The organism is Streptomyces sp. NPDC049597 (assembly GCF_040675505.1).
Lineage (GTDB): Bacteria > Actinomycetota > Actinomycetes > Streptomycetales > Streptomycetaceae > Streptomyces.
In genome coordinates this window covers 88,108-111,416 of sequence record NZ_JBFAOY010000012.1, presented here as the reverse complement: position 1 = coordinate 111,416, position 23,309 = coordinate 88,108, and the positions used below count along the sequence as shown (strand labels likewise).

20 protein-coding genes are annotated in these 23,309 nt (G+C 71.9%); 1 reads left to right on the top strand and 19 read right to left on the bottom strand.

What is annotated here, in order from left to right:
• Window positions 1-328: 328 nt before the first annotated feature.
• The 8 genes from AB0K02_RS16220 to ggt form a co-directional block, all read right to left on the bottom strand.
• Entirely contained in the window at window positions 329-1,858 is a 1,530-nt protein-coding gene (locus AB0K02_RS16220; protein WP_365993079.1) for an NCS1 family nucleobase:cation symporter-1, read from the bottom strand.
• Window positions 1,859-1,882: 24 nt separating this feature from the next.
• Window positions 1,883-2,884, bottom strand: a complete 1,002-nt coding sequence (locus tag AB0K02_RS16215; protein WP_365993078.1) for a TIGR03842 family LLM class F420-dependent oxidoreductase — start codon at window positions 2,882-2,884, stop codon at window positions 1,883-1,885.
• Between the two features lie 21 nt (window positions 2,885-2,905).
• A complete protein-coding gene (gene hydA, locus AB0K02_RS16210; RefSeq protein ID WP_365993077.1) occupies window positions 2,906-4,309 on the bottom strand; it encodes a dihydropyrimidinase in 1,404 nt (467 codons plus the stop codon).
• A gap of 47 nt (window positions 4,310-4,356) precedes the next feature.
• Window positions 4,357-5,637: an aspartate aminotransferase family protein gene (locus AB0K02_RS16205; RefSeq protein ID WP_365993076.1), complete on the bottom strand. Its 1,281-nt coding sequence runs from the start codon at window positions 5,635-5,637 to the stop codon at window positions 4,357-4,359.
• Window positions 5,634-6,476, bottom strand: coding sequence for a nitrilase-related carbon-nitrogen hydrolase (locus AB0K02_RS16200; protein WP_365993075.1), 843 nt, complete (start codon window positions 6,474-6,476; stop codon window positions 5,634-5,636). The genes AB0K02_RS16205 and AB0K02_RS16200 overlap by 4 nt, the downstream gene beginning before the upstream one ends.
• A 168-nt stretch (window positions 6,477-6,644) precedes the next feature.
• On the bottom strand, window positions 6,645-8,342 hold the full coding sequence (locus tag AB0K02_RS16195) for a hypothetical protein (protein WP_365993074.1): 1,698 nt from the start codon (window positions 8,340-8,342) through the stop codon (window positions 6,645-6,647).
• 208 nt (window positions 8,343-8,550) lie between these two features.
• Window positions 8,551-9,522: a glycoside hydrolase family 75 protein gene (locus AB0K02_RS16190; RefSeq protein WP_365993073.1), complete on the bottom strand. Its 972-nt coding sequence runs from the start codon at window positions 9,520-9,522 to the stop codon at window positions 8,551-8,553.
• A 105-nt stretch (window positions 9,523-9,627) separates the two neighbouring features.
• Window positions 9,628-11,442: a gamma-glutamyltransferase gene (ggt, locus tag AB0K02_RS16185; protein WP_365993072.1), complete on the bottom strand. Its 1,815-nt coding sequence runs from the start codon at window positions 11,440-11,442 to the stop codon at window positions 9,628-9,630.
• A 104-nt stretch (window positions 11,443-11,546) separates the two neighbouring features.
• Between ggt and AB0K02_RS16180 the strand changes: the two genes are divergently transcribed.
• Window positions 11,547-12,290, top strand: a complete 744-nt coding sequence (locus AB0K02_RS16180; RefSeq protein WP_365993070.1) for a hypothetical protein — start codon at window positions 11,547-11,549, stop codon at window positions 12,288-12,290.
• Window positions 12,291-13,070: 780 nt separating this feature from the next.
• On the opposite strand, the gene AB0K02_RS16175 is transcribed toward AB0K02_RS16180, so the two are convergent.
• From AB0K02_RS16175 to AB0K02_RS16125, 11 genes are all read right to left on the bottom strand, one after another.
• Window positions 13,071-13,523, bottom strand: a complete 453-nt coding sequence (locus tag AB0K02_RS16175) for a DUF6278 family protein (protein ID WP_365993068.1) — start codon at window positions 13,521-13,523, stop codon at window positions 13,071-13,073.
• Window positions 13,524-13,581: 58 nt separating this feature from the next.
• On the bottom strand, window positions 13,582-14,361 hold the full coding sequence (locus AB0K02_RS16170) for an exodeoxyribonuclease III (RefSeq protein WP_365993067.1): 780 nt from the start codon (window positions 14,359-14,361) through the stop codon (window positions 13,582-13,584).
• 54 nt (window positions 14,362-14,415) lie between these two features.
• Entirely contained in the window at window positions 14,416-15,048 is a 633-nt protein-coding gene (locus AB0K02_RS16165; RefSeq protein WP_365993066.1) for an MBL fold metallo-hydrolase, read from the bottom strand.
• Between the two features lie 13 nt (window positions 15,049-15,061).
• Window positions 15,062-16,354: a 4-carboxymuconolactone decarboxylase gene (pcaC, locus tag AB0K02_RS16160; RefSeq protein ID WP_365993065.1), complete on the bottom strand. Its 1,293-nt coding sequence runs from the start codon at window positions 16,352-16,354 to the stop codon at window positions 15,062-15,064.
• 134 nt (window positions 16,355-16,488) lie between these two features.
• Entirely contained in the window at window positions 16,489-17,058 is a 570-nt protein-coding gene (locus AB0K02_RS16155) for a hypothetical protein (RefSeq protein ID WP_365993064.1), read from the bottom strand.
• Window positions 17,055-18,221, bottom strand: a complete 1,167-nt coding sequence (locus AB0K02_RS16150) for an ROK family glucokinase (protein WP_365993063.1) — start codon at window positions 18,219-18,221, stop codon at window positions 17,055-17,057. The genes AB0K02_RS16155 and AB0K02_RS16150 overlap by 4 nt, the downstream gene beginning before the upstream one ends.
• A 78-nt stretch (window positions 18,222-18,299) precedes the next feature.
• The gene (locus AB0K02_RS16145) at window positions 18,300-19,163 is read right to left on the bottom strand and encodes an ATP-binding cassette domain-containing protein (RefSeq protein WP_365993062.1); all 864 of its coding nucleotides are present in this window, start codon (window positions 19,161-19,163) and stop codon (window positions 18,300-18,302) included.
• Window positions 19,160-20,224 carry an ABC transporter permease gene (locus tag AB0K02_RS16140; RefSeq protein WP_365993061.1) on the bottom strand — a complete coding sequence of 355 codons (1,065 nt, stop codon included), beginning with the start codon at window positions 20,222-20,224 and terminating at the stop codon, window positions 19,160-19,162. The genes AB0K02_RS16145 and AB0K02_RS16140 overlap by 4 nt, the downstream gene beginning before the upstream one ends.
• A complete protein-coding gene (locus AB0K02_RS16135) occupies window positions 20,221-21,240 on the bottom strand; it encodes a sugar ABC transporter substrate-binding protein (RefSeq protein ID WP_365993060.1) in 1,020 nt (339 codons plus the stop codon). The genes AB0K02_RS16140 and AB0K02_RS16135 overlap by 4 nt, the downstream gene beginning before the upstream one ends.
• A gap of 152 nt (window positions 21,241-21,392) precedes the next feature.
• Window positions 21,393-22,388, bottom strand: a complete 996-nt coding sequence (locus AB0K02_RS16130; protein ID WP_365993059.1) for a sugar ABC transporter substrate-binding protein — start codon at window positions 22,386-22,388, stop codon at window positions 21,393-21,395.
• A 135-nt stretch (window positions 22,389-22,523) separates the two neighbouring features.
• On the bottom strand, window positions 22,524-23,243 hold the full coding sequence (locus AB0K02_RS16125; RefSeq protein WP_365993174.1) for a GntR family transcriptional regulator: 720 nt from the start codon (window positions 23,241-23,243) through the stop codon (window positions 22,524-22,526).
• Window positions 23,244-23,309: the final 66 nt, after the last annotated feature.

Sequence of the window (23,309 nt, the reverse complement as noted above, 5' to 3'; positions counted from 1 at the left end):
GCCCCCGCGCCCCGCGCGGGGGTGCACCCCCCGCCCCCACACCCCCCCACGCCGGCGCTTGAGGCGGTGGCGCGCCCCATTTGAACGCAGGGTGGGGGTCTCCCACTCTCCGCAGGGCGGCGGGTCTCCGACGCCCGACAGGGCGCAGACGGAGGGGCCCCCACGCCGGGCAGGGCGGGAGTCTCCCACGCCCGACAGGGCGCAGACGGAGGGCCCCCACGCCGGGCAGGGCGGGAGTCTCCCACGCCCGACAGGGCGCAGACGGAGGGCCCCCACCCCCGGCAGGCGTAGGTGACAGGGCCCGGGGGGGCGGACTCCCCGATTGGTCTCACGCCCGCGCCCGCGGACCCCGCGTCCCCATGAGCACCACGTACAGCACCAGCGACGCCATCAGGCCCACCGCCCAGCCGTAGTCCGCGAGCGGGCGCAGGAACGGGATCAGACCGTCCGGGGGGAAGGGGCCCTTGCCCGGTGCCGAGTGGGAACCGCCGACCGCGAGCACACCACCGACCGCGAAGGCGGCGACCGCGCGGAGGTTCCAGCCGGAGGTGTACCAGTAGCGTCCGCCCGGCGTGTAGAGCGCCGGGAGGTCGAGGACGGTGCGCCGCACGAGCCAGTAGTCCGCGATGAGGATGCCGGCGACCGTGCCGAGCAGTCCGCCGACCAGACCGAGCCAGGTGAAGATGTACAGCTCGGGCGTGGCGGTCAGCTTCCACGGCATGATCAGCACACCGACCACACCCGTGGCCAGCGCGCCCCTGCGGAAGTTGACGAACTTCGGCGCCAGGTTCGCCAGGTCGTACGCCGGTGAGACGACGTTCGCCGCGATGTTCACCGAGATCGTCGCGACGAGCACGGTCACCAGCGCGAAGAGCAGACCGAAGACGTTGTCCGTCTTGCCCGCCAGCGCGACCGGGTCCCATACCGCCGCTCCGTACACGGCCTGCGAACCGGAGGTGACGAAGACGGACAGCAGGGCGAAGAGCGTCATCGTGGTGGGCAGTCCGAGCGTCTGGCCCCAGATCTGGGCGCGCTGGCCCGCGCCGAAGCGGGTGAAGTCGGGGATGTTGAGCGACAGCGTGGACCAGAAGGCGATCATGCCCATCAGGGACGGGAAGAACACCGGCCAGAAGTCCGCGCCCCAGCCCAGCTTCGACGGCTGGTCGAGCAGCGGCCCCAGGCCGCCCGCCTTGGCCGCGATCCATGCCAGCAGCACCAGCGCGCCGACGATGACGAACGGCGCGGCCCAGTTCTCGAAGCGGCGCAGGGCCTCCATTCCCCGGTGGATGATGGCCAGTTCGAGCACCCAGAACAGGACGAAGCACACCCACAGCGTCCACGGCTGGCCGCCGACCTTCGCCGCCTCGGCCCAGCCGCCGAACAGCTTGCCCAGCAGGACGAAGATGCCCTGGCCGCCGATCCACGTCTGGATGCCGAACCAGGCGCACGCCACGGCGGCGCGGATCATCGCGGGCAGATTGGCGCCGTAGAGCCCGAACGAGGCACGGGCGAGCACCGGGAAGGGAATGCCGTACTTGGGCCCGGCGTGCCCGGTGAGCAGCATCGGCGCCAGCACGATGAGGTTGGCGAGCGCGATGGTGAACACGGCCTGCTTCCAGTCCATGCCGAGCGCGACGAGGCCGGAGGCGAGCAGCCAGGAGGGGATGTTGTGCGCCATGCCGACCCACAGGGCCGCGAAGTTGTACGTGGTCCAGCGGCGGCGCGCGACGGGGACGGGCAGCAGGTCGTCGTTGACGAAACGGCCGTCGGCGGGGAGGGCGCCCGGCGGGAGTTCGACGCGTCCCGCCGGGTCGTATTCGGGTCCTTGCGAGGGCACGGGCGGGACGGTCGCGGTCATGGTGGGTGACCTTTCGACAGACGGTCATCTGGTGAGAGCCGGGATGATCTGCGCGCCGTACGCGTCGATCGTCGCTTCCTTCGCGTCGTGCATGTTGTAGACGGCGAACTGGTCCACGCCCAGGTCGCGCAGTGCCTTGAGCTTGTCGATGTGCGCCTCGGCCGGTCCGAGGAGGCAGAACCGGTCCACGATCTCGTCCGGCACGAAGTCGGTGGACGGGTTCCCGGCGCGGCCGTGGTGGCTGTAGTCGTAGCCGTGCCGCTCCTTGATGTAGGCGGTCAGCGCCTCGGGAACCATGTCCGAGTGCTCTCCGTAGCGGGAGACGAGGTCGGCGACGTGGTTGCCGACCATGCCGCCGAACCAGCGGCACTGGTCGCGGGCGTGCGCGAGGTCGTCGCCGACGTACGCGGGGGCCGCGACGCAGACGGTGATCGACGACGGGTCGCGACCGGCGTCGGCGGCCGCCGCGCGCACGGCCTTGACCATCCACTCGGTGAGGTACAGGTCGGCGAGCTGGAGGATGAACCCGTCGGCCTTCTGTCCCGCGAGCGCCAGGGCCTTGGGCCCGTACGCCGCCATCCACACGGGCAGCCGGCCCTCCTTGACCCAGGGAAGGCGGACCGGCTGCCCGTCGACGACCGCCTCGCGGCCCTCGGCGAGATCGCGGATGACGCCGATGGCCTCGCCGAGCCTGGCCAGGGTGTTGGGCTTGCGGCCCGCCACCCGCATGGCCGAGTCGCCGCGGCCGATGCCGCACACCGTGCGGTTGCCGTACATGTCGTTGAGCGTGGCGAAGGTGGAGGCGGTGACCTCCCAGGTCCGGGTGCCGGGATTGGTGACCATGGGGCCCACGGTCAGCTTCTGGGTGTGCTCGAGGATGCGGCTGTAGATGACGAACGGCTCCTGCCACAGCACCGCGGAGTCGAAGGTCCAGCCGTAGCGGAAGCCGTTGCGTTCCGCGCGCCGCATCAGCCCGACGACGGCGGACGCGGGCGGGTCGGTCTGCAGGACGAGTCCGAAGTCCACGAGGTGGCCTCCTGGTTCTGGCTAGTTCAGGTACTGGCAGGTGGAGCGCGGGGTGTAGACGCCGTGGCCGGCCCGGCCGGTGAACTCGCGCCGGTCGATGACCACCTCGCCGCGCGACAGCACGGTCTCCACCTGCCCGGTGACGGTCCGGCCCTCATAGGCCGAGTAGTCGACGTTCATGTGGTGGGTCTCGGCGGAGAGCGTCTGTCCGGTGTGCGGGTCGTAGATCACGACGTCCGCGTCGGCGCCCGGCGCGATGGTGCCCTTCTTCGGGTAGAGGCCGAACATCCTGGCCGGGGTCGCGCAGGCGATCTCGATCCATCGGCGCCGGCTGATGTGGCCGTCGACGACGGCCTGGTGGAGGAGGTCCATGCGGTTCTCCACGCCCGGCAGCCCGTTGGGGATCTTGGAGAAGTCACCCCGGCCGAGTTCCTTCTGGCCGCTGAAGCAGAACGGGCAGTGGTCAGTGGAGACGACCTGGAGGTCGTTGGTGCGCAGGCCGCGCCAGAGCGCGGCCTGGTGCTCCTTGGGCCGCAGCGGGGTGGAGCAGACGTACTTGGCGCCCTCGAAGTCCGGTTCGGCGAGGTTGTCGGTGGACAGGAACAGGTACTGCGGGCAGGTCTCGCCGAAGACGTTCAGCCCCTTGTCGCGGGCCGCCGCGAGCTCGGCGACGGCTTCCTCGGCCGAGACGTGCACGACGTACAGCGGCGCGCCGGCGACCCGGGCGAGCTGGATGGCCCGGTGGGTGGCCTCGGCCTCCAGGAGCACCTTGCGGACCTCGCCGTGGTACCGGGGGTCGGTCTCGCCGCGGGCGAGCGCCTGCTCGACGAGGACGTCGATGGCGATGCCGTTCTCCGCGTGCATCATGATCAGGCCGCCGTTGGACGCCGACCGCTGCATGGCGCGCAGGATCTGCCCGTCGTCGCTGTAGAAGACGCCCGGATAGGCCATGAAGAGCTTGAAGGAGGTCACTCCCTCCTCCACCAGGAGATCCATCTCCTTGAGCGAGGACTCGTTGACGTCGGAGAGGATCATGTGGAAGGCGTAGTCCACGGCGCAGTTGCCGTCGGCCTTGGCGTACCAGGCGTCCAGGCCCTCGCGCAGGGAGCGCCCCACCGACTGCACGGCGAAGTCGACGATGGTGGTGGTGCCGCCCCAGGCCGCCGCGCGGGTGCCGGTCTCGAAGGTGTCGGAGGCGGCCGTGCCGCCGAACGGCAGCTCCATGTGGGTGTGCGCGTCGACGCCGCCCGGGATGACGTACTTGCCGGTGGCGTCGATGACGCGGTCCGCGGAGAAGGACTCGGCGGCGGAGGTGCCGTGTGCGGCCAGTGCGGCGATCCGGCCGTCGTCGATCAGGACGTCGGCGTGGATCTCGTCGGCGGCGGTGATGACGAGACCGCCGCGGATCAGGGTGCGGGTGCTCATGGTCTCCTCGTGTGTGGACTCGGTCGGCCGGACAGGCCCAGGCGGCGCTACACGGCGCGCAGGGCCCGCTCCAGGAGGGACGCGCCCTCCTCCGCCTCGGCGACGGTGAGCGAGAGCGGCGGGGCGATGCGCAGGACGCTGGTGTTGTGGCCGCCGCCCTTGCCGATCAGCAGGCCGCTCTCACGCGCGGCCTCCAGGACCTTGCCGGCGGCCTTGGGGTCGGCCTCGTCCGTGCCCGGTCCGACCAGCTCGATGCCGATCATCAGGCCGCGTCCGCGCACCTCCCGTACGGCGGGGACGCCCGCGCCGATCGCGCGCAGCCGCTCGATGAGCAGCCCGCCGACGCGCCGGGCGTTGCCCTGGAGGTCGTGCTCCAGCAGGTAGGAGAGGTTGGCGACGCCGGCGGCCATCGTCACGGGCGAACCGCCGAAGGTGGAGATGGAGTTGGCGTCGAGGCAGTTCATGACGTCGGCGCGGGCGACGACACCGCCGATCGACATGCCGTTGCCGATGCCCTTGGCGAAGGTGAGGATGTCCGGCGGGCCGTTCTGGGCGTGCGCCTGCCAGCCCCAGAAGTGCTCGCCGGTGCGGCCCCAGCCGGTCTGCACCTCGTCGGAGATCCACAGGATGCCGTGCCGGTCGAGCACCTCGCGGAAGGCGGCGTACAGCCCGTCGGGCGGCGAGGTGAACCCGCCGACGCCCTGCACCGGTTCGGCGATCAGCGCGGCGACGTCGCGCGTGTGGCCGAGCAGGTCCTCCAGGTCGGCGACGCAGGCCCGGATGAACTGCGCGTCGGCCAGCCCGGCGTAGGGGCCCCTGGTGCGGACGCCGCCGTGCACGTACAGCGTCTGGAGCGGGGAGAGGCTGGTCGGGGACCAGGAGTGGTTGCCGGTGACGGCGACCGCCGAGAAGGAACGGCCGTGGTAGCTGTTGCGCATCGCCAGGATCTGGTTGGAACGGCGGTAGGCGGTGGCGAGCAGCAGGGCGGTGTCGTTGGCCTCCGTACCGGAGGTGGTGAAGAAGACGCGGGCGTCCGGAATGCCGGAGAGGGCGGCGATGCGCTCGGCGAGCTCCACCATGGGGCGGTTGAGGTAGAGGGTGGAGGAGTGGATGATCCGCGCGGCCTGCTCGCTCACCGCCTTGGTGACCTCGGGCAGGGCGTGCGCGGTCATGGTGGTGAGGATGCCGCCGAAGAAGTCCAGGTAGCGGTTGCCGTCCGCGTCCCAGACATGGCGTCCCTCGCCGTGGGTGATCTCGATGGGGCGGTCGTAGTAGAGGGCGAGCCAGTCCGGGAGGACGGCCTTGTGGCGCCCGTACAGGTCGGTCACGGCTGCACAAGTCCTTCGTACGCGTCGGGTCGGCGGTCACGGTAGAACGCCCACTGCTGCCTGACGGCCTCGATCAGGTCGAAGTCGAGGTCGCGGACGACCAGTTCCTCCTCCTTGTCGCTGGCGAGGTCTCCGACGAACTGGCCGCGCGGGTCGACGAAGTAGCTGGTGCCGTAGAAGTCGTTGTCGCCGTACTCCTCGATGCCGACGCGGTTGATGGCGGCGACGAAGTACTCGTTGGCGACGGCGGCGGCCGGCTGCTCCAGCTGCCAGAGGTGGGAGGACAGACCGCGGTGGGTGGCGGACGGGTTGTAGACCAACTGGGCTCCCGCGAGGCCGAGTTGGCGCCAGCCCTCGGGGAAGTGGCGGTCGTAGCAGATGTAGACGCCGATCTTGCCGACGGCCGTGTCGAACACCGGCCAGCCCGCGTTGCCCGGCCTGAAGTAGTACTTCTCCCAGAAGCCCTTGACCTGGGGGATGTGGTGTTTGCGGTACTTGCCGAGGTAGCTGCCGTCGGCGTCGATGACCGCGGCGGTGTTGTAGTAGAAGCCCGCGCCCTCGATCTCGAAGACCGGGACGACGATCACCATGCCGGTCTCGCGGGCGAGGTTCTGCATCCTGCGGACGGTGGGACCGTCCGGGACGGGCTCGGCCCAGCGGTAGTGCTCGGGCTCCTGCACCTGGCAGAAGTACGGAGCGTTGAAGACCTCTTGGAATCCGATGACCTTGGCGCCCTGCCCGGCGGCCTCACGGGCGTGTTCCTCATGCTTGGCGATCATCGATCCGGTGTCGCCGGTCCAGGTGGCCTGGACGAGGGCGGCGCGTACGACATGGGCCATGAGCTGCTCCTTCGACGGGACGCCAGAGAGCCTCTACGCACGTAGACGCAATACGCAGATGGAGAACGTAAGCCACGTCACACAGCGGGGCAAGACCATCGTCGTCAACCCGCGAAGTCGATCATGTTTCGCACCCGAGCGGTCGATTTCGGAACGGTTTCGTCTCGGTCAGGCGCCGAGGTAACCGGCCACGCGCAGCGCGTGGAGGAGACCGCGCTCCCGGTCCGGTGAGACGTCACGGGCGGCGTCGAGCAGGGCGGGAACGAGCCGGGCCGGGTCGCGGCCGGCGACCCTGGCGGCGTCCTCGGCGGGGCGCACCTGCGCGTACGCGGCGAGCAGCGCACGGGCGCGGGTGCCGAGGCCCTCGTCCGTCAGCGCGATCGCGGTGTCGGCGATCTCCTCGGCGGGCCGCGAGACGCCCTGGCGCAGCAACTGCCGTCCGTCGTCGGGCCGGCCGGCCGCGGTGAGCGCGTCGGCGGCCGCGGCGAGGTGTGCGGCGGACTGGGACGCCACCTCCCACAGGAGGGTGCCCCAGTCGGCCTCCAGTCCGCCGCGGTGGAGCTCGGCGGCGAGCGCGGGCAGCCAGCCCGGCGGCCGGGCGGCGGCCTCGCACAGCACGACGTGCGCCTCGCCGCCGCGGCCCTCGGCCCTCAGCCGCCCAAGAGCGGCGACGGTCTCGCGCGCGGCCCGGTCGGCGCCTTCGCTCTCGTGCGCGGGCGCGGGCCCGGGCGACGGGACCGGCTCGGGGGCCGCGGCGGCACCGCCGTACCGCGCACCCCGGGGCACGTCACCGGTGACGGGCAGCACGGGCACGGCGACGGTGCCGCCCCCGTCGTCGTCCACCCCCGCGAACCGGGCCCCTCGCCGGGCCTTCCGCTTGCCCCGGACGCGCTCCCCGGGGCCGCCCGCGGCGGTGCCGGGGGCGGCGCCGGCGTTCGGTGCGCCGGGGTCCGTCTCTTGAACGCCCGCGGCGGTGCCGGGCCTCGCGGCCGCCCAGGCGTCCTCGGCCGCGACGCCGGTGGCCACAGGTGCCTCGCGCACACCCGTCCCGTACGGGTCGGCGGCGGAGGGCGCGCCGAGGCCGGCGGCCGGTCCGGAGCGGGGTCCCTCGCTGCCGGGGTCGCCGTACCCGCGCGGCTCGGCGCCGCCCGGCCCGCCGGATCGGCCCCGGGAGCCAGGAGCGCCGGGCCCGTCCGTGCGTGTCGTGCCGGTCTGCCCGTAAGCCGCAGCCTTGCCCGCAGCGCCGGGCATGCCGGTCGGCCGGGGCCCGTCGGTTCGCTGCTCCGCGGCACCGGCGGGGCCCGACAGCGCGGCCGGCTCCGGGGCGTCGGGTCGGACCTGGGCGAACCAGGACGAGGGGCGGGGCAGCGACTCCAGGCGGGACGTCAGTTCCGTGACGCGCGAGGTCGCGCGGGCGTGGTCGTCGCGCATCCAGGACAGTTCGTGCGTCAGGCGCTCCGCCTCCGCCGTGCCCTCCGGCTCACCGGCCAGCGACCGCAGCAGTTCCCCCGCGCGGGCCGCCGCGTACGCCTGCTCACCGCGCATCAGCTCCCGCCGCTCCTCCAGCGCCTCGCGTCCGCCCGGCAGCCGGTCGTGCGCCGCCGCTGCCGCCGCGTGGAGCGCACGGGCCCGGACCCACTCCCGCTCGGCGTGCGCCTGGCCCGCCGGCGTCGCCAGGTCGTGGAGCAGGGACGCGACCACGTCCCACGGAGGGATCTCGACCCCTTGCAGGCAGGCCCGCATTCCGTCGGGGTCCCGCTGCCGGAAGATCGCGTACCACCCGCCCGCGGGGTCGAGCCGCCCGGTCAGCTCTTCGAGGTACCGAGCGAACGCCCCGACCTCCGCCGGGAGTTGATGCACCGCCATCGCTGCCCCTGCCCACTCGGAGGTAGAACCTCAGGCATTCGACCGCAGGCGTGTTACGGCGTTGCTACACGCCGTTTTCAGGCGGGAACCGCGATGCCCCGTGACCGTCGGCCGCTCGCGTGAGTTTTCCGGGCAGCGCTGCCGTGCCGCGCACGCCGAGGACACGGTCGCGGTCACGGCCGGCGGGGCCGCGCGTCCTCACCGCGCTCTAGTCGGACGACTCCCTCCGGGCGGCGTCGACGAGTTGACGGTCCGGCTCGTCACCACGCTCCTCGTACGCCTCGTCCCGCCATCGACCGTCCAGCTCGTCGCCACGTTCCTCGAACGCCTCGTCGCCCCATCGGCCCTCCGGCTCGTCGCCACGTTCCTCGAACGCCTCGTCGCCCCATCGGCCGTCCGGCTCGTCACGCCGCTCCTCGAACGCCTCGTCCGCGAACCGACGGGCCGAGTCGTCGCCGCGTGCGTCAGCCGCCTCGCCCACGAATCGACGGGCCAGCTTGTCGCCGAGTGCGACAGCCGTCTTGTGGCTCTCGATCGGTGCCGCGCGCACGTTCTTGAACAGGATGTAGGTCACGCCCGAGGAGGCGCCGCCGTATGTCGGATGCGGATCGATACCGAGCGCGTCGGCGGCGGCGTACGACGCCTCGCCGATGATTCCGGTCGGGCCGGTGTCGCCGACGACGGCGTACACGACGCGGTCGCGGTACAGCAGCGCGGCCACGGTTCCGCCACGGATGCCGGAGTTCTGGTAGTCCCAGATGCGGCTCGGGCCCGGCACGACGACGAACGGCAGCTTCGCGGCGTTGAGGTGCCTTCCGTCGGACTGCTGGAAGGACGTGTGCGGCTGGAACCAGCTGTCGGTGGTGCTGTTGCACTGCCGCGTGCGCACCCCGTCGCAGTCGATGTCGAGGTCGGCGGTCCAGTGCACGACCCCGTCCTGTTCACAGACGGGGACGTCGGCGGGCGCTCCGTTGTCCGTGCGGTACTTGCCGTTGGATATCTGCCGGCAGGCGCCGAGGGCCTCCCGGAGGGCGTCGGCGCCGACCGTGCCCTCGGCCGGCAGGGCTGCCCGGTCGTCGGCGAGGGCCCGAGGCGGCGGGGCCGCGGCGGCGGGCAGGGCCGCCGCCGCGAGAAGGACGGTACCGGCGGCCGCCGCGAGGGCGGTGTGTGATATGTGCACAATAATCCCTTCTGTCGAAAGGATTCCTACCCGACGGGCACGGGGACCGGCTCCGTTTTGTCCGCCGGACGGGTTACACCGCCGCGCCGCCGGCACCTCCCCACGTCAGGGCGCCGGGTGCACCACCATCGCCGAACCGCCGCCCCGCCGCACCTTCTCGGCCGCGGCCAGCCACCGCCCGTCGGGCAGCCGCTGTACGCCGGTCGCGGCGCCGATCTCCGGGTTCAGCCGGAAGGCGTGACCGATCGCCTCGAGTGCGGCGCGCAGCTCCCGGTCGTTCCACAGCTCCGGTTCCAGCTCGGTCGTCGCCTGGTTGCGCTGGCTGGCGCGCGGCGCGGCGATCGCGTCGACGAGCGGCATCCCCCGGTCGAGATGCCCCGTCAGCGTCTGCAGGACGGTGGTGATGATGGTCGCGCCTCCCGGCGAGCCGAGCGCCAGCAGGGGCCGGTCGTGGTGGTCGAGCACGATCGTCGGCGACATGGACGAACGCGGCCGCTTCCCGGGGCCGGGCAGGTTCGGATCGTGGACCGCGGGGTCGGCCGGGGCGAAGGAGAAGTCGGTCAGCTCGTTGTTGAGCAGGAAGCCGCGCCCGGGCACGGTGATGCCGCTGCCGCCCGTCGACTCGATCGTCAGCGTGTAGGCGACGACGTTGCCCCACTTGTCGGCCGTCGTCAGATGCGTGGTGTTCTCGCCCTCGTACGTGGTCGGCGCGGCCTCGCCGGTCGAGCCGCAGGCCGCGGGCCGGCGCGGGTCGCCCGGTGCGAGCGGGCTCTTCAGGACCGCGTCGTCCTTGATCAGGCACTCGCGCGAGTCGGCGAACCGCTGGGACAGCAGCCCCTCGACGGGCACGTCCTCGAAGGCCGGGTCGCCGACCCAGCGGCCACGGTCCGCGAACGCGATCCGGCTCGCCTCGATGAAGCGGTGCAGGTACCGCGCCCGGGTGGTCTCGCCCGCGGAGAGGTCGGAGCGCTCCAGGATGTTGAGCGCCTCACCGACGGTGGTGCCGCCGGAGGAGGACGGCGCCATGCCGTACACGTCGAGTCCCCGGTAGGAGACCTTCGTGGGGGCGCGGCGGATCGTCTCGTAGGCCCGCAGGTCGCGCCGGGTGAGGTCGCCGGGGCGCACGACGCGGTCCGCGCCCTCGGCGACGGGGGGCTCCTGCACGGTGCGGACGATGTCGTCGGCGATGGGCCCCCGGTAGAGCGCGCCGACGCCCTTGCGGCCGAGTTCCTTGTAGGTGCGGGCCAGGTCCGGGTTCTTGAACACCGAGCCCACGACCGGGAGTCGGCCGCCGGGCAGGAAGAGTTCGGCGGTGGCCGGGAAGTCGGCGAAGCGGGCGTGGTTGGCCTGCGTCTGGGAACGGAACGTGGCGTCGACGGTGAATCCGTCCTCGGCCAGCCGCTCGGCCGGACGCAGCAGCTCCTTCAGCGGCTTGCTGCCCCAGGCGTCCAGTGCGGTCCGCCAGGTCGCGGGGGTGCCGGGCGTGCCGACCCCGAGGCCCGACGTCATGCCCTCGGCGAGCGGGATGGGCTCGCCGTTCTCCAGGAACAGGGACGCGTCGGCGGACAGCGGCGCGGTCTCGCGGCCGTCGACGGTGTGGACCGTACGGGACTTGGCGTCGTAATGGACGAAGAAGCCGCCGCCGCCGATGCCCGCGGAGTACGGCTCGGTGACGCCGAGCGCGGCGGCGGTGGCCACCGCGGCGTCCACCGCGTTGCCGCCCTTCCGCAGGACCTCGATGCCGGCGGCCGACGCGTCGGCGTCGACGCTGGCGACGGCGCCGCCGTATCCGACGGCCACCGGGGTCTTGGCAGGTGTCGCGCCCGGCGGGGAGGAGGTCGGTGGTGCCGCGGCGCCGATCGAGGCGACAGCGGCGGCAACGGCCAGTACCGACACATTCCGTACGACGGAACGACGCATGCGTACCTCCCGAGGGCGAACGTCCGCGCAGCCTAACCCCGTTGTCGCCGCCCGGTCAGGACCGCCGGTACGCCGTTCGGCCGGCACCGCTAGCATGCGCGCCCATGACGGACGACGTACGCAACATCGTGCTCGGTGTGGTGGCCGCCGGGATCAGCGCCTCGATCGGCTGGATGGCCCGCACCTACCTCTGGCGGCGCAGGCTCCGGCGCAAGCAGGCGTTCTTCGGCCTGCCGGGCAACTCGGAGTGCCTGCTCGTCGTCAACCGGGAGGCGGGCAGCGACGGCGCGGTCCACCGCTTCGACGTCTTCGCGCTGCTCGAACTGTCCGCGCTCATCAAGGACTGCGGCGCAAACGCGCACATCGTCCGACACGACGCGACGCAGCAGGGATTCGGCGAACGTACGGAATTCTGCGTTGGAGGTCCGGGCTCGAACCGGCGCATGGAGGCGCATCTGCGGACCCTGTTGCCGGGGCTGTCCGTCAACACCGACGCGGAGCCCGTCGAGGACCAGGGCTTGTTCGTGCTCGGCTCGGAGCAGTACCGGATGGAGCGGGGTACGGCCGAGTACGTGCTGCTGGCCCGGCTGACGGCCGGGGAGGGAAACCGGCCGGTGTTCCTGTTCTGCGGTCAGCGCGCCATCACCAACCAGGCCGCCACCCGCTATCTGGCCCGCCACCACGAGAAGCTGCACCGCAAGTACGGCCGGAACTCCTTCTGTCTGCTGCTGAAGGTGGTCAACTCGCAGGCCTACGGGCCGGACGTGGTCGAGGTCGTGGCCGATGTCACGCGGGCCGCGCTCAGCGCCCTCCCCGCCCCGCGCACCTCGGACAGCGCGGTGAGCTGACCGGGGCCGGAGGAGTCCGAGCGGGACCGGGGGCGCGGTCGGGGGTGGCGGGCACGGGCGCGCGCCTGTGCCGCGCCGGTGAAGCGGTCGATGGGGCCCGGGCGGAGAGGCCCGCAGCGCCGGACCGGCGCGCGGGGAATCCGGGGCGCAAGGATCCGGGGCGAGCGGCGCCTTCGTCGTACAGCGGTGACGACGTGGGGCCGCTCCGCCCCGGCAAGCTGGTGGCACAACCCGACCGGCGCGCAGCTGACCTTCTCCTTTTCGCCGGCCGACCCGTCCTGCCCGTCGGTCCCGCCGCGAGGGAGTGATCACCGGCTGCCGCCGCCTGCGCACACGCAGGGCGGGGTGGTGCCCCAAGAGCTGCTGCCCTCTCCCCCGCACCGGCGTGCGCGAAGGACCCGGGGCAACAGCGTTCCTGTTCGGCCGGCGGCTGCTGCCGGCACGGCCTGCGTCACCCTCGTCTACGGGGACGAACTACGGCGGCGGGCGCCACCTCGTGCGCCATCAGAAGTAGGTGTTGACGTCAGCTCGATCAGCGGATCGACGGCCATACGCTGCCTTGCCCCTTGTCGCCGTGTCGCGGTCAGCGCAAACTATCCAGCCCGGCGAGGCCCTTCACACCCGACACGCATAAACACGACATAAGCCGTATAAATCGAGAATTCCGCCAGGCAGAGGGAGCACTCCTCCGTATCCCTCAGGCGCGCGGGAGGGACACGGAAAGGCCTCTGGTCCGGCCTCGGCGGACCCTCCGCGCCCGGTCACATCAGCCCGGTCCCGTCAGGCCTCGGCGGCCTCCGCGTAGACCTGGGAGAGCTCGGGCGCTCCGTTGACCGCCCATTCGAGACCCGCCTCGACGACGCTCACCTCGCGGCCCGACGCCAGCCGCACCACGGGGTGCCCACCCGGCCAGACGTGCCAGGAGGCGCCGGGAACCGTCCGCACGATGACGGTGCCCAGATACAGACCGGCGTCGTTTCCCAGCCAGGGCAGCTCCTCCGGGTCGTCCCGCCAGCGCGGGGGCAGCTGGTCGAGAGCCGTCAACGAGGCGGGGGAATCGTCCAGTTCCAGCCCGGCCTGCCCCGCGCGGACGCGCAGCAGCTCGCACTCGGACAGCAGCTCGGTGATCGCCGCCGCGCGCTCGGGATCGAACTCCTTCGCGGCGGCCCCTCCCCCGTGCTCCCGATCATCGCCATGGCGCCTGAGCCAGTTGTCCAAGAAAGGGATGTTCATACCGCTCAGCCTCGCATCCCCCCGGCCGGACGCACCACAGGGCGCGCGTCGGCAAACGCTAGATGTCGAGATCGACAACAACCGGTGCGTGGTCCGACGCGCCCTTGCCCTTGCGCTCCTCACGGTCGACGTAACTGTCTTTGACCGCCTTGCCGAACGGCCCGTTCCCGTAGACCAGGTCGATGCGCATGCCGCGGTTCTTGGGGAAGCACAGCTGGCGGTAGTCCCAGTACGTGAAGGGGTGCTCGTACTTCAGGGGGCGGGGGACGACGTCCGAGAGGCCGCGCTTGCGCAGCGCCTCCAGCGCGGCGCGCTCGGGCGGGGTCACATGGGTCAGGCCCTCGAACGCGGCCACGTCCCACACGTCGTCGTCGGTGGGGGCGATGTTGAAGTCGCCGAGGACCGCGAACGGGCGCTCGCCCGCCCCGTCCTCCGTCACCGCCACCGACAGCGCCTCCAGCCAGCGCAGCTTGTAGCCGTAGTGGTCGTGGGCCACCTCGCGGCCGTTCGGCACGTAGACCGACCAGACGCGGACCGGGCCGCAGGTCGCCGAGATCGCCCGGGGCTCCTGCACGCCCTCGTAGTCAGGGGCGCCGGGCAGGCCCCTGACCACGTCGTCGATGCCGACCCGCGAGAGCACCGCCACGCCGTTCCACCGGCCCGTGGCGTGCACCGCGGACTCGTACCCGAGCTCGCGCAGGGCCTCGGCGGGGAACTGCTCCTCGGTGCACTTGGTCTCCTGGACGCACAGCACGTCGGTGCCGCTGCTCTCCAGCCAGGCCAGCAGCCGCGGCAGCCGGGCGGTGATCGAGTTGACGTTCCACGTGGCGATACGCATGCGGCAAGCCTAACGGCGGGGTGTGACAGGCACCGGGCCGCCCGGTGCACGGCGTCAGAGGTCCCGGGCCTCCCCCGGCGCCAGACGCCCGTGCTCGGCGCCGCCCAGTCCGCCGATCTGCCGGTCGTAGACCGGCCGGGCGATGTCGGCGAGGTAGGCGTCGTGGACGTCGATGGCACGCCTCGGCCGCACCTCGCGCACGTAGTCGATGACCTCGGAGATCTTGCTCCACGGCGCGTGCACCGGCAGCATCAGGGTGTCGACGGGCCGGTCCGGCACGGTCAGCGCGTCACCGGGGTGGAAGAGCGAACCGTCCACCAGGTAGCCGACGTTCGTGATCCGCGGGATGTCCGGGTGGATGACGGCGTGCAGTTCGCCGTGGACCTGGACGTCGAATCCGGCGGCGGTGAAGGTGTCGCCGTGGCCGACGGTGTGGACCCGGCCGGGGAACGCCGCCGAGAGCTGGGCCGCGACGCTGCGCAGGGTCCAGATCCCGGCGGCCGGGTTCGCCTCCAGGGCGGCCCGCAGCCGTCCCTCGTCGAAGTGGTCGGGGTGCTCGTGCGTGACCAGGACGGCGTCGGCGCCCAGCGCCGCGTCCGGTTCGCTGAAGCCGCCCGGGTCGATGACGAGCGTGCTCCCGTCCTTCTCCAGCCGGACGCAGGAATGGGTCTTCTTGACGATCCTCATGCGCCACATCCTGCTATGCGCGTGGCGTCGTCTCCTCCTGGATCACCGCCTGGGCGACCTTGAACGCCGCATGGGCCGCCGGCACGCCGCAGTAGACGGCCGCGTGGATGAGGACCTCCTTGATCTCCGCGGGCGTCAGCCCGTTGCGCAGTGCGGCGCGCGTGTGGAAGGCGAGCTCGTCGAGGTGGCCCTGGGCGACCAGGGCGGTGAGCGTGACGCAGCTGCGGGTGCGTCGGTCGAGGCCCTCCCGGGACCACACCTCGCCCCAGGCGTAGCGGGTGATCAGTTCCTGGAAGTCGGCGGTGAAGTCGTCGGCGGCGACCGTCGCCCGGTCCACGTGCGCGTCGCCGAGCACCTCGCGGCGGATCTTCATCCCCGCTTCGTACGGGTCGGGCCTGCCGTACTGCACCGCAGCGGGCTGCTCGGGAGCGGCCGGCGCGATCTCGGCGACGGGCGAGACGGGCGCCGATGTGGCGGGCGCCGGCGGGACCGGGATCGACGCCAGGGTGTCGTTCCAGGCCGTCTCGAAGTGGTGGGCCAGCAGGTCGGTCACGGCGGCGGGCTGCTCGACGGGTGCCAGGTGGGAGGCGCCGGGCACCAGGGCGAGCCGGGCGTCCGGTATGCCGGCGACCAGGGTGCGGGCCTCTGCGGGGCCGGTGACCTGGTCCTCGGAGCCGACCAGGACGAGGGTGGGCACACCGACGCGGGACAGTTCGTGGCGCACGTCGAAGGCGGCCAGGGCCTCGCAGGCGGCGATGTAGCAGCCGGGGTCGGTGGTGCGGACCATCTGGACGGCCCACTCGACGATGGCGGGCTGGGCTGCCGCGAATCCGCCGGTGAACCAGCGCTCGGGTGCGCTGCGGGCCATCGGGTCGAGACCGTTGGTGCGCACGACCACACCGCGCTGGCGGAACTCGTCGGCGGTGCCGAACCGGGGCGAGGCGGCGACCAGCGCCAGGGACGCCAGCCGGTGCGGGTGGCGCAGGGCGAGTTCGATGCCGACCGCGCCGCCGATGGAGCAGCCGGCGTAGCCGAAGCGCTGCACCCCGAGCAGGTCGAGGGTGGCCAGCAGCCGCTCGGCGAGCTCGCCGACGGAGTCGGCGGGGTGCGCGGGAGCGCCGCCGTGCCCGGGCAGGTCGAACCGGATCACCCGCCACCGCGTGGACAGCTCACCGATCTGGCGGTCCCACATGTGCCAGGTGGTACCCAGTGAGGGGCCGAGGATGAGCACGGGGGCGTCGTCGGGACCGTCGATCCGGTACTGCAGGGTCTTCGGGGGCGTCTGCGTCTCACTCACGGGCCCCACGGTAATGAGTGGAACGAGCCGATCCGGTCAGGGGGTCGCCCTGAACGGCGCATTCCGGCCACCGCGGGCCGTGATGTGAACGCCCTGGGGGGAGCCGGTGGAGATCCGCGCCGGGCACGCGGGCGCCGGGGGTCCTACGGCGTCGCGGTGGACACGACGTACACCCAGGGCTTGGCCGGTTCCGTGAGGTCGACGGTGATGTCCTGCGTGGGGCGCGGGTCCTTGTTTCGGTGCGTGGTGCCCGCCCAGGCGCGGCCCTCGAGGCCGAAGTTCCAGCCGACGACCTCGCTGTCGCGGTCGCTGATGGTCACCTTGCCGTCCTGGAGGGCGTCCCGGCTGGTGCCGACGCCCTTCAGGAACGTGTCGAGCCCGCCCGGGGTCGTGCGGAACTGCACGTAGAGCCGGCTGGTCTTCCAGTTGCTCGTCTCGTAGTAGCCGACGCGCCAGGAGCCCGCCGGGATCGGCACCTCGAAGATGCGGCGCTTCATCAGCGAGGGCCACTTGTCACGCAGGCCGGTGGCCGAGGACTCGGCCTCCTTGTCCCGGCCGCTGGCGCGGCTCTGCTCGGCGGAGATCACCAGGTAGCCGGCCGGGATGCCGACGAGCAGCACGATGGTGATCGCGGTCAGCCAGCGGCGCACCAGCATGTGCCGCCTGCCCTCGGGGGCCGGGGGGATCGTCGGTCGGGTCAGCGTGGAGGTCATGACGGCGGTTCCTGGGTGGGACGGACGGAGCTCGGACTGCGCAGGGCCTGCGCGTAGCGCTCGTATCGTTCGTGCCGCTCCACCCGGCGTCGGTTCGCCCGGCGGAAGCGGCGCGCGACCAGGCGAGCCAGGTCGGCCGCACCGACCATACCCGCCTCGGGGCCGAGCTGGGCCTTGGCGATGCGCGCCTCGGGCCGGTAGCCGCGGCCCGTGAGGTGGCGGCGGAAGGCGTCCCGCGCGGGGCCGATGAGCAGGTCGTCGGCGGCGCTGACGCCGCCGCCGATCACGAAGCAGGAGGGGTCGAGGGCGGCGGCCAGATTGGCGATGCCGACCCCGAGCCACTGGCCGATGTCCTGGAACAGCTCGACGCACATGGCGTCGCCCTCGCGGGCCAGTTCGGTGATCAGCGGTCCGGTGATGTCCCGGACGCTTCCGCCGACCCGGTCGATGATGTTGTACGCCACCGGGGAGTCGGCCGCGGCGAGCTCCCTGGCCTCGCGCACCAGCGCGTTGCCGGAGCTGTACTGCTCCCAGCAGCCGCGGTTGCCGCACGGGCAGCGGTGGCCGCCTGGCACGACCTGCATGTGGCCGAACTCACCGGCGACCCCGTACTTGCCGCGCTTGACCTGACCGTCCTCCAGGATGGCGCCGCCGATGCCGGTGCCGAGGGTGATCATGACGAGGTGGTCCTCGCCGCGGCCCGCGCCGAAGCGCCACTCGGCCCAGGCGGCCGTGTTGGCGTCGTTGTCGACGAGGACGGGGACGGCGAGGCGGGCGGAGAGCGCGTCGCGCAAGGGCTCGTTGCGCCAGGCCAGATGGGGCGCGAACAGGACCTTGGAGCGGTCGGCGTCGACCCAGCCGGCGGCGCCGATGCCGACCGCGTGGACGTCGTGACGGTCGGACAGGTCGAGGACCAGCTCGCAGATCGTGTCCTCGACCACCTTGGGGCTCTTGGACTTGTCCGGGGTCTCGGTGCGGACCTGCTCCAGGATGACGCCGTCGGCGTCGACGACCCCGGCCATCACCTTGGTGCCGCCGATGTCGATGCCGACGGTCGGCACCCGGGGCGCGGTGAGGTGGGAGCGCCGCTCGCGCGGTCCGACGGTCTTGAGGACGGTGCCGCGTGCGGCGCCTCGGTGCGTGAAGTCGCGGTACGTGCTCAAGTCGTCCCTGCGGTTCGTCGTGGCGGTCCCGGACCCGGACCCCGGCCCCGGGGCGGGCGGCGCCCGCCGCCCTCGATGCTAGTGCCCTGCCCGGCGGGTGGGCCGGTCACCGCCCTGGTCGGCGGTGTGCGGCTCGTTGACGTCGTGGCCGCCCAGGTGTGCCGGGGCGGGCGCGCGCTCGAGCTCGTGGCGCAGGTCCTCCAGTTCGCTGCCCCCGGCCATCTGGCGGGTGAGCTCGTCGAGCGTGACCGAGTCCCTGGTGTGGCTCGCCGCCATGACGCCCCGCTTGAGCAGGACGAAACGGTCACCGACGAGATAGGCGTGATGCGGGTTGTGGGTGATCAGCACCACGCCGAGGCCCGCATCGCGTGCGGCAGCCACGTACTTGAGCACCACACCCGACTGCTTCACACCGAGCGCGGCGGTCGGCTCGTCCAGGACCAGGACCTTGGCGCCGAAGTAGACGGCGCGGGCGATCGCCACGCACTGGCGCTCACCGCCGGACAGCGTGCCGATCGGCTGGTCGACGTCCCGCAGGTCGATGCCCATGCGCAGCAGCTCGGACCGGGTCGTCTCGCGCATCGTCCGCACGTCGAGGCGCTTGAAGGGGCCCGTGCCCTTCGTCGGCTCGGAGCCGAGGAAGAAGTTGCGCCACACCGGCATCAGCGGGACGACCGCCAGGTCCTGGTAGACGGTGGCGATACCGCGGTCCAGCGCCTCGCGCGGCGAGTTCAGCGTGGTCGTGGCGCCCTCGATCGAGAAGGTGCCGGCGTCGTGCCGGTGCAGGCCGGCGATGATCTTGATGAGGGTGGACTTGCCCGCGCCGTTGTCCCCGAGGACGCAGGTGATCTCGCCCGCGTGGACCTCGAGCGAGACGCCTTCGAGGGCGCGGATGTTGCCGTAGTACTTGCTGATGCCGTCGAGCTCCACCAGAGCGCTCATGAGGTCGCCTCCGCACGCTTGCGCACCCACGCGTTGAGCAGGGTCGCGAGAAGGAGCATCGCTCCGAGGAAGAACTTGAACCAGTCCGGGTTCCACTCGGCGTAGACGATGCCCTTGCTCGTCATGCCGAAGATGAACGCGCCGACCGCGGAGCCGACCGCGGAGCCGTAGCCCCCGGTGATCAGACAGCCGCCGATGACGGCCGCGATGATGTACGTCAGCTCGTTGCCCACGCCTTCGCCGGACTGCACCACGTCGAACGAGAACAGCAGGTGCTGACCGGAGACCCAGGCGGCGAAGGCGACCCCCATGTACAGCCCGATCCTTGTCCGGTTGACCGGGACGCCGACCGCGCGGGCCGCGTCCGCGCCGCCGCCCACCGCGAAGATCCAGTTGCCGAAGCGCGTGCGCAGCAGGATCCAGGTGGCGAGGGCGACCAGGACGAACCACCACAGGATGGTGACCTTGAGCGTCACGTCGCCGAGGGTGAGTTCGGAGGCGAACAGTTTCCTGGCCGACTCGAAGCCCTCCATGTCACCGATCGTCTTCGTCGACACGGTGCCGCTGATCAGCTTGGTGAAGCCCAGGTTGAGACCGGCGAGCATCAGGAACGTACCGAGCGTGATGATGAAGCTCGGCAGTTTCGTCCGGGTCAGCATGAAGCCGTTGAAGGCCCCGACGCCGAGCGTCACCAGCAGGGAGACGCCCACGCCCACCCAGACGTTGGCGGTCATCTGGTAGCTGAACATCGAGGAGACGAGTGCCGAGGTGGTCACGAGAACGCCGGCCGACAGGTCGAACTCGCCGCCGATCATCAGCAGCGCGACCGGCACGGCCATGATGCCGAGCGTCGACGCGGCGTACAGGACGGTGGAGAAACTGGACGCCTTCAGGAAGGAGTCGGCGAAGACGGAGAAGAAGACGAAGACGGCCACCGCGCCGACGACCGAGCCCAGTTCCGGCCGGCCCATCAGCCTGCGCAGCGGGGAGGTGCGCAGCAGCCGCTCGTCGGTCCCCTCCGGCGTCCTGCCGGGTGTGGCGGGTGGTGCGGTCGCGCTCATCGAGTCCCCCGATCCGTGTATTCCGCGAGTTCGGCGGCGTCCTTCTCGGTGATGATCTGCGGCCCGGTCAGCACGGGCCGGCCGCCGCCGAGGACGTCCGCGTTGTACTTGTACAGCCACAGCAGGTCGACGGCCTCGTAGCCCTGGAGGTAGGGCTGCTGGTCCACCGCGAAGCCGAGGCTGCCGTCCTTCAGACCGGCCGCGACCGTGGAGTTGAGGTCGAATGTGTCGATCTCGGCCTCGGACCCGGCGCTCTTCCTGGCCTGGACGGCGGCGTCGGCGAACGGCGCGCCGAGGGTGACGACCGCGTCGATGGACCGGTCGGCCTGCAGCTTGGCCTCGATGGACGCCTGGACGTCGGGCATGTTGGTGCCGTCGACGTACAGGTTCTGCATCTGCCCGCCGAAGGTCTTCTCCGCCCCGGCGCAACGCTGTTCGTGACCGACGTTGCCCTGCTCGTGCAGGACGCACAGCGCCTTCTTCTTCCCGCGCGCGTCGAGTTCCTCGCCGACGGCTTCGCCTGCGACGGACTCGTCCTGGCCGATGTGGGTCAGGGCGCCGAACGCCTTGGACTGCTCGGATCCGGAGTTCACCGTGATCACGGGGATGCCGGCCCTGCGGGCCTTGGCGACGGCCCCCTTCATGGCGTCGGGCTTGGCGAGGGTGACGATCAGCGCGTCGACCTTCTTGGAGATGTACGAGTCGACGAGCTGCGCCTGCTGCTGGCCCTCGTCGCTGTGGGCGTAGAGGAAGTTGATGTTGTCCTTGGCGGCCGCCTCCTCGGCTCCGCTCTGGACGATGTCCCAGAACGTGTCACCGTCACCCGAGTGGGTGACCATGGCGAAGGTCCATCGCGGGGTCGTGACCGCGGCCTTGCCACGGGCGTTCTGGGCGGCCTTGCGGGCGTCCTCGGCGCGCTTGCCACCGGTGCTGCTGCACCCTGCCAGGGTCGTCGCTCCGAGTACCGCTGCCAGCACCGCGCCCAGCGCGCGTACCCCTGTCCTTGCCCGTGCCACGACGCCGTGCCCTTCTTGCCGTACTCGCTGTGCCGCCCTGTGCGGCCGGGGGCCGAAACGACCTGCCCCGGCCGCCCAAGTATGTGTCACGCCTGGTCGCGGGGTCGGCAGCGGGTGGGCCGCGGCCGTCGGCGGAGCGGAACCGGGAGGCGTCATCGGGTGCCGTCTGCCGTGAGCTTCTCCAGCGCCGGGACGTCCTTCTCCGTGACGAGCGCGGGACCGGTCAGGACCGGCTTGCCGCCGCCGACGACGTTGCGGTTGACCTTGTTGAGCCACAGTCCGTCGACGGCGAGGTAGCCCTGGAGGTAGGGCTGCTGGTCGACGGCGAAGGCGATCTCCTTGGCCTTGAGGGCCTTCACCACGTCGGCGTTGAGGTCGAAGGTGCTGATCTCCGCGTCGGAGCCCGCTCCGTCCTTGGCCTTCACCGAGGCGGCGGCGAAGGGCGCCCCGAGGGTGACGACGGCGTCGATGTCCTTGCCGCTCTGCAGCTTCGCCTCGATGGACGAGGTGGTGGCGGGCATGTTGGTGCCCTCGACGTTGAGGTTCTCGACCGTGCCCTCGAAGGTCTTCTTCACACCGGCGCAGCGCGCTTCGAGTGAGACGTTGCCCTGCTCGTGGATGACGCAGAGCGCCTTCTTCCTGCCGCGCTTGTTCAGCTCCTCGCCGACGGCCTCGCCCGCCACGGACTCGTCCTGGCCGATGTGGCCGAGCGCCCCGAGGTCCCGGGAGAACTCGGCTCCCGAGTTGATGGTGACGACGGGGATGCCGGCGGCGACGGCCTTCCTGACGACGTCGCTCATCGCCTCGGGCTTGGCGAGGGTGACGACGATGCCGTCGACCTTCTGGTCGATGTACGTCTGGACCAGCTGGGCCTGCTCCTTGCCCTCCGGGTTCGCCGCGTAGAGGAACTGGACGTTGTCCTTGCGGGCCGCCACCTTCGCGCCGCTCTGGACGATGTCCCAGAAGGTGTCGCCCTGACCCGAATGGGTCACCATGGCGATCTTCATCCGGGGCGTCGTCGCCGCCTCGCCGCCTCCCTCGGCGGAGGGCTTCTCGTTGGCCTCCTTGCCGCCGGAACTGCTGCATCCGGCGACGACGACCAGGGCGCTCGCGGCGAGCAGGACTGCTGCCGTGCGGGTTCTGCGCATCGTGGGGTCCGCCTCCTTACCCGGCCGCCGGGTTGCGGCTGGGTGAGTTTCTACGGTGGCCCCGCGGGCCCGTCAAGACTTTGTCCGAACATTCTTACGCGACATTCCTACGCGACGGTGGCGCGCCGGACACCGCTAGGAACGGACCAGCAGCTGGAACTCGAAGGCGTAACGCGAGGCCCGGTAGACGTGCGACCCGAACTCGACCGCGCGGCCCGTGTCGTCGAACGTGGTGCGCTCCATCGTGAGCAGCGGCGCCCCCGCCTCCTCGCCCAGCAGCTCCGCCTCCCCCGCGTCGGCCGCGCGGGCGCCCACCGACTGACGGGCGCTGTGCAGGGTGATCCCGGCCGCGCGCATCAGCCGGTACAGCCCGGTGGACTCCAGTTCGGCCGTGTCGCAGTCCAGCAACCCGGCGGGCAGGTGGTTGCGCAGCCGGGCCATCGGCTCTCCGTGGGCATAGCGCAGGCGCTCCACGAACCGGACCTCGCTGCCCTCGGCGACGCCGAGCGCGGCCGCGACCTGGGCGCTCGCGGGCTCGACGGTGTTGGTGAGCACGGCCGTGGCCGGCCGCTGGCCGGCCGCCTCCAGGTCGTCGTAGAGGCTGCTGAGCTCCAGCGGGCGCCTGACCTGGCTGTGCACGACCTGGGTGCCCACACCCCGGCGGCGCACCAGCAGGCCCTTGTCGACCAGGGACTGGATGGCCTGCCGGACGGTGGGCCGGGACAGGCCGAGCCGGCCGGCGAGCTCGATCTCGTTTCCGAGCAGGGTGCCGGGGCTCAGCGCCCCCCTCTCGATCGCCGCCTCCAGCTGCTGCGCGAGCTGGAAGTAGAGCGGGACCGGGCTGGTGCGGTCCACGCTCAACGCGAGCGAGAGGGACGGTTCCGACTCGTGACTGGGCTGCTTGGGCACGTGGGCGAGCGT

Excerpts from the sequence above, each read along its gene's own strand:
- AB0K02_RS16220 (WP_365993079.1), bottom strand. The coding sequence starts at position 1,858 with ATGACCGCGACCGTCCCGCCCGTGCCCTCGCAAGGACCCGAATACGAC.
- hydA (WP_365993077.1), bottom strand. The coding sequence starts at position 4,309 with ATGAGCACCCGCACCCTGATCCGCGGCGGTCTCGTCATCACCGCCGCC.
- AB0K02_RS16200 (WP_365993075.1), bottom strand. The coding sequence starts at position 6,476 with ATGGCCCATGTCGTACGCGCCGCCCTCGTCCAGGCCACCTGGACCGGC.
- AB0K02_RS16195 (WP_365993074.1), bottom strand. The coding sequence starts at position 8,342 with ATGGCGGTGCATCAACTCCCGGCGGAGGTCGGGGCGTTCGCTCGGTAC.
- ggt (WP_365993072.1), bottom strand. The coding sequence starts at position 11,442 with ATGCGTCGTTCCGTCGTACGGAATGTGTCGGTACTGGCCGTTGCCGCC.
- AB0K02_RS16180 (WP_365993070.1), top strand. The coding sequence starts at position 11,547 with ATGACGGACGACGTACGCAACATCGTGCTCGGTGTGGTGGCCGCCGGG.
- AB0K02_RS16175 (WP_365993068.1), bottom strand. The coding sequence starts at position 13,523 with ATGAACATCCCTTTCTTGGACAACTGGCTCAGGCGCCATGGCGATGAT.
- AB0K02_RS16170 (WP_365993067.1), bottom strand. The coding sequence starts at position 14,361 with ATGCGTATCGCCACGTGGAACGTCAACTCGATCACCGCCCGGCTGCCG.
- AB0K02_RS16165 (WP_365993066.1), bottom strand. The coding sequence starts at position 15,048 with ATGAGGATCGTCAAGAAGACCCATTCCTGCGTCCGGCTGGAGAAGGAC.
- AB0K02_RS16155 (WP_365993064.1), bottom strand. The coding sequence starts at position 17,058 with ATGACCTCCACGCTGACCCGACCGACGATCCCCCCGGCCCCCGAGGGC.
- AB0K02_RS16145 (WP_365993062.1), bottom strand. The coding sequence starts at position 19,163 with ATGAGCGCTCTGGTGGAGCTCGACGGCATCAGCAAGTACTACGGCAAC.
- AB0K02_RS16140 (WP_365993061.1), bottom strand. The coding sequence starts at position 20,224 with ATGAGCGCGACCGCACCACCCGCCACACCCGGCAGGACGCCGGAGGGG.
- AB0K02_RS16130 (WP_365993059.1), bottom strand. The coding sequence starts at position 22,388 with ATGCGCAGAACCCGCACGGCAGCAGTCCTGCTCGCCGCGAGCGCCCTG.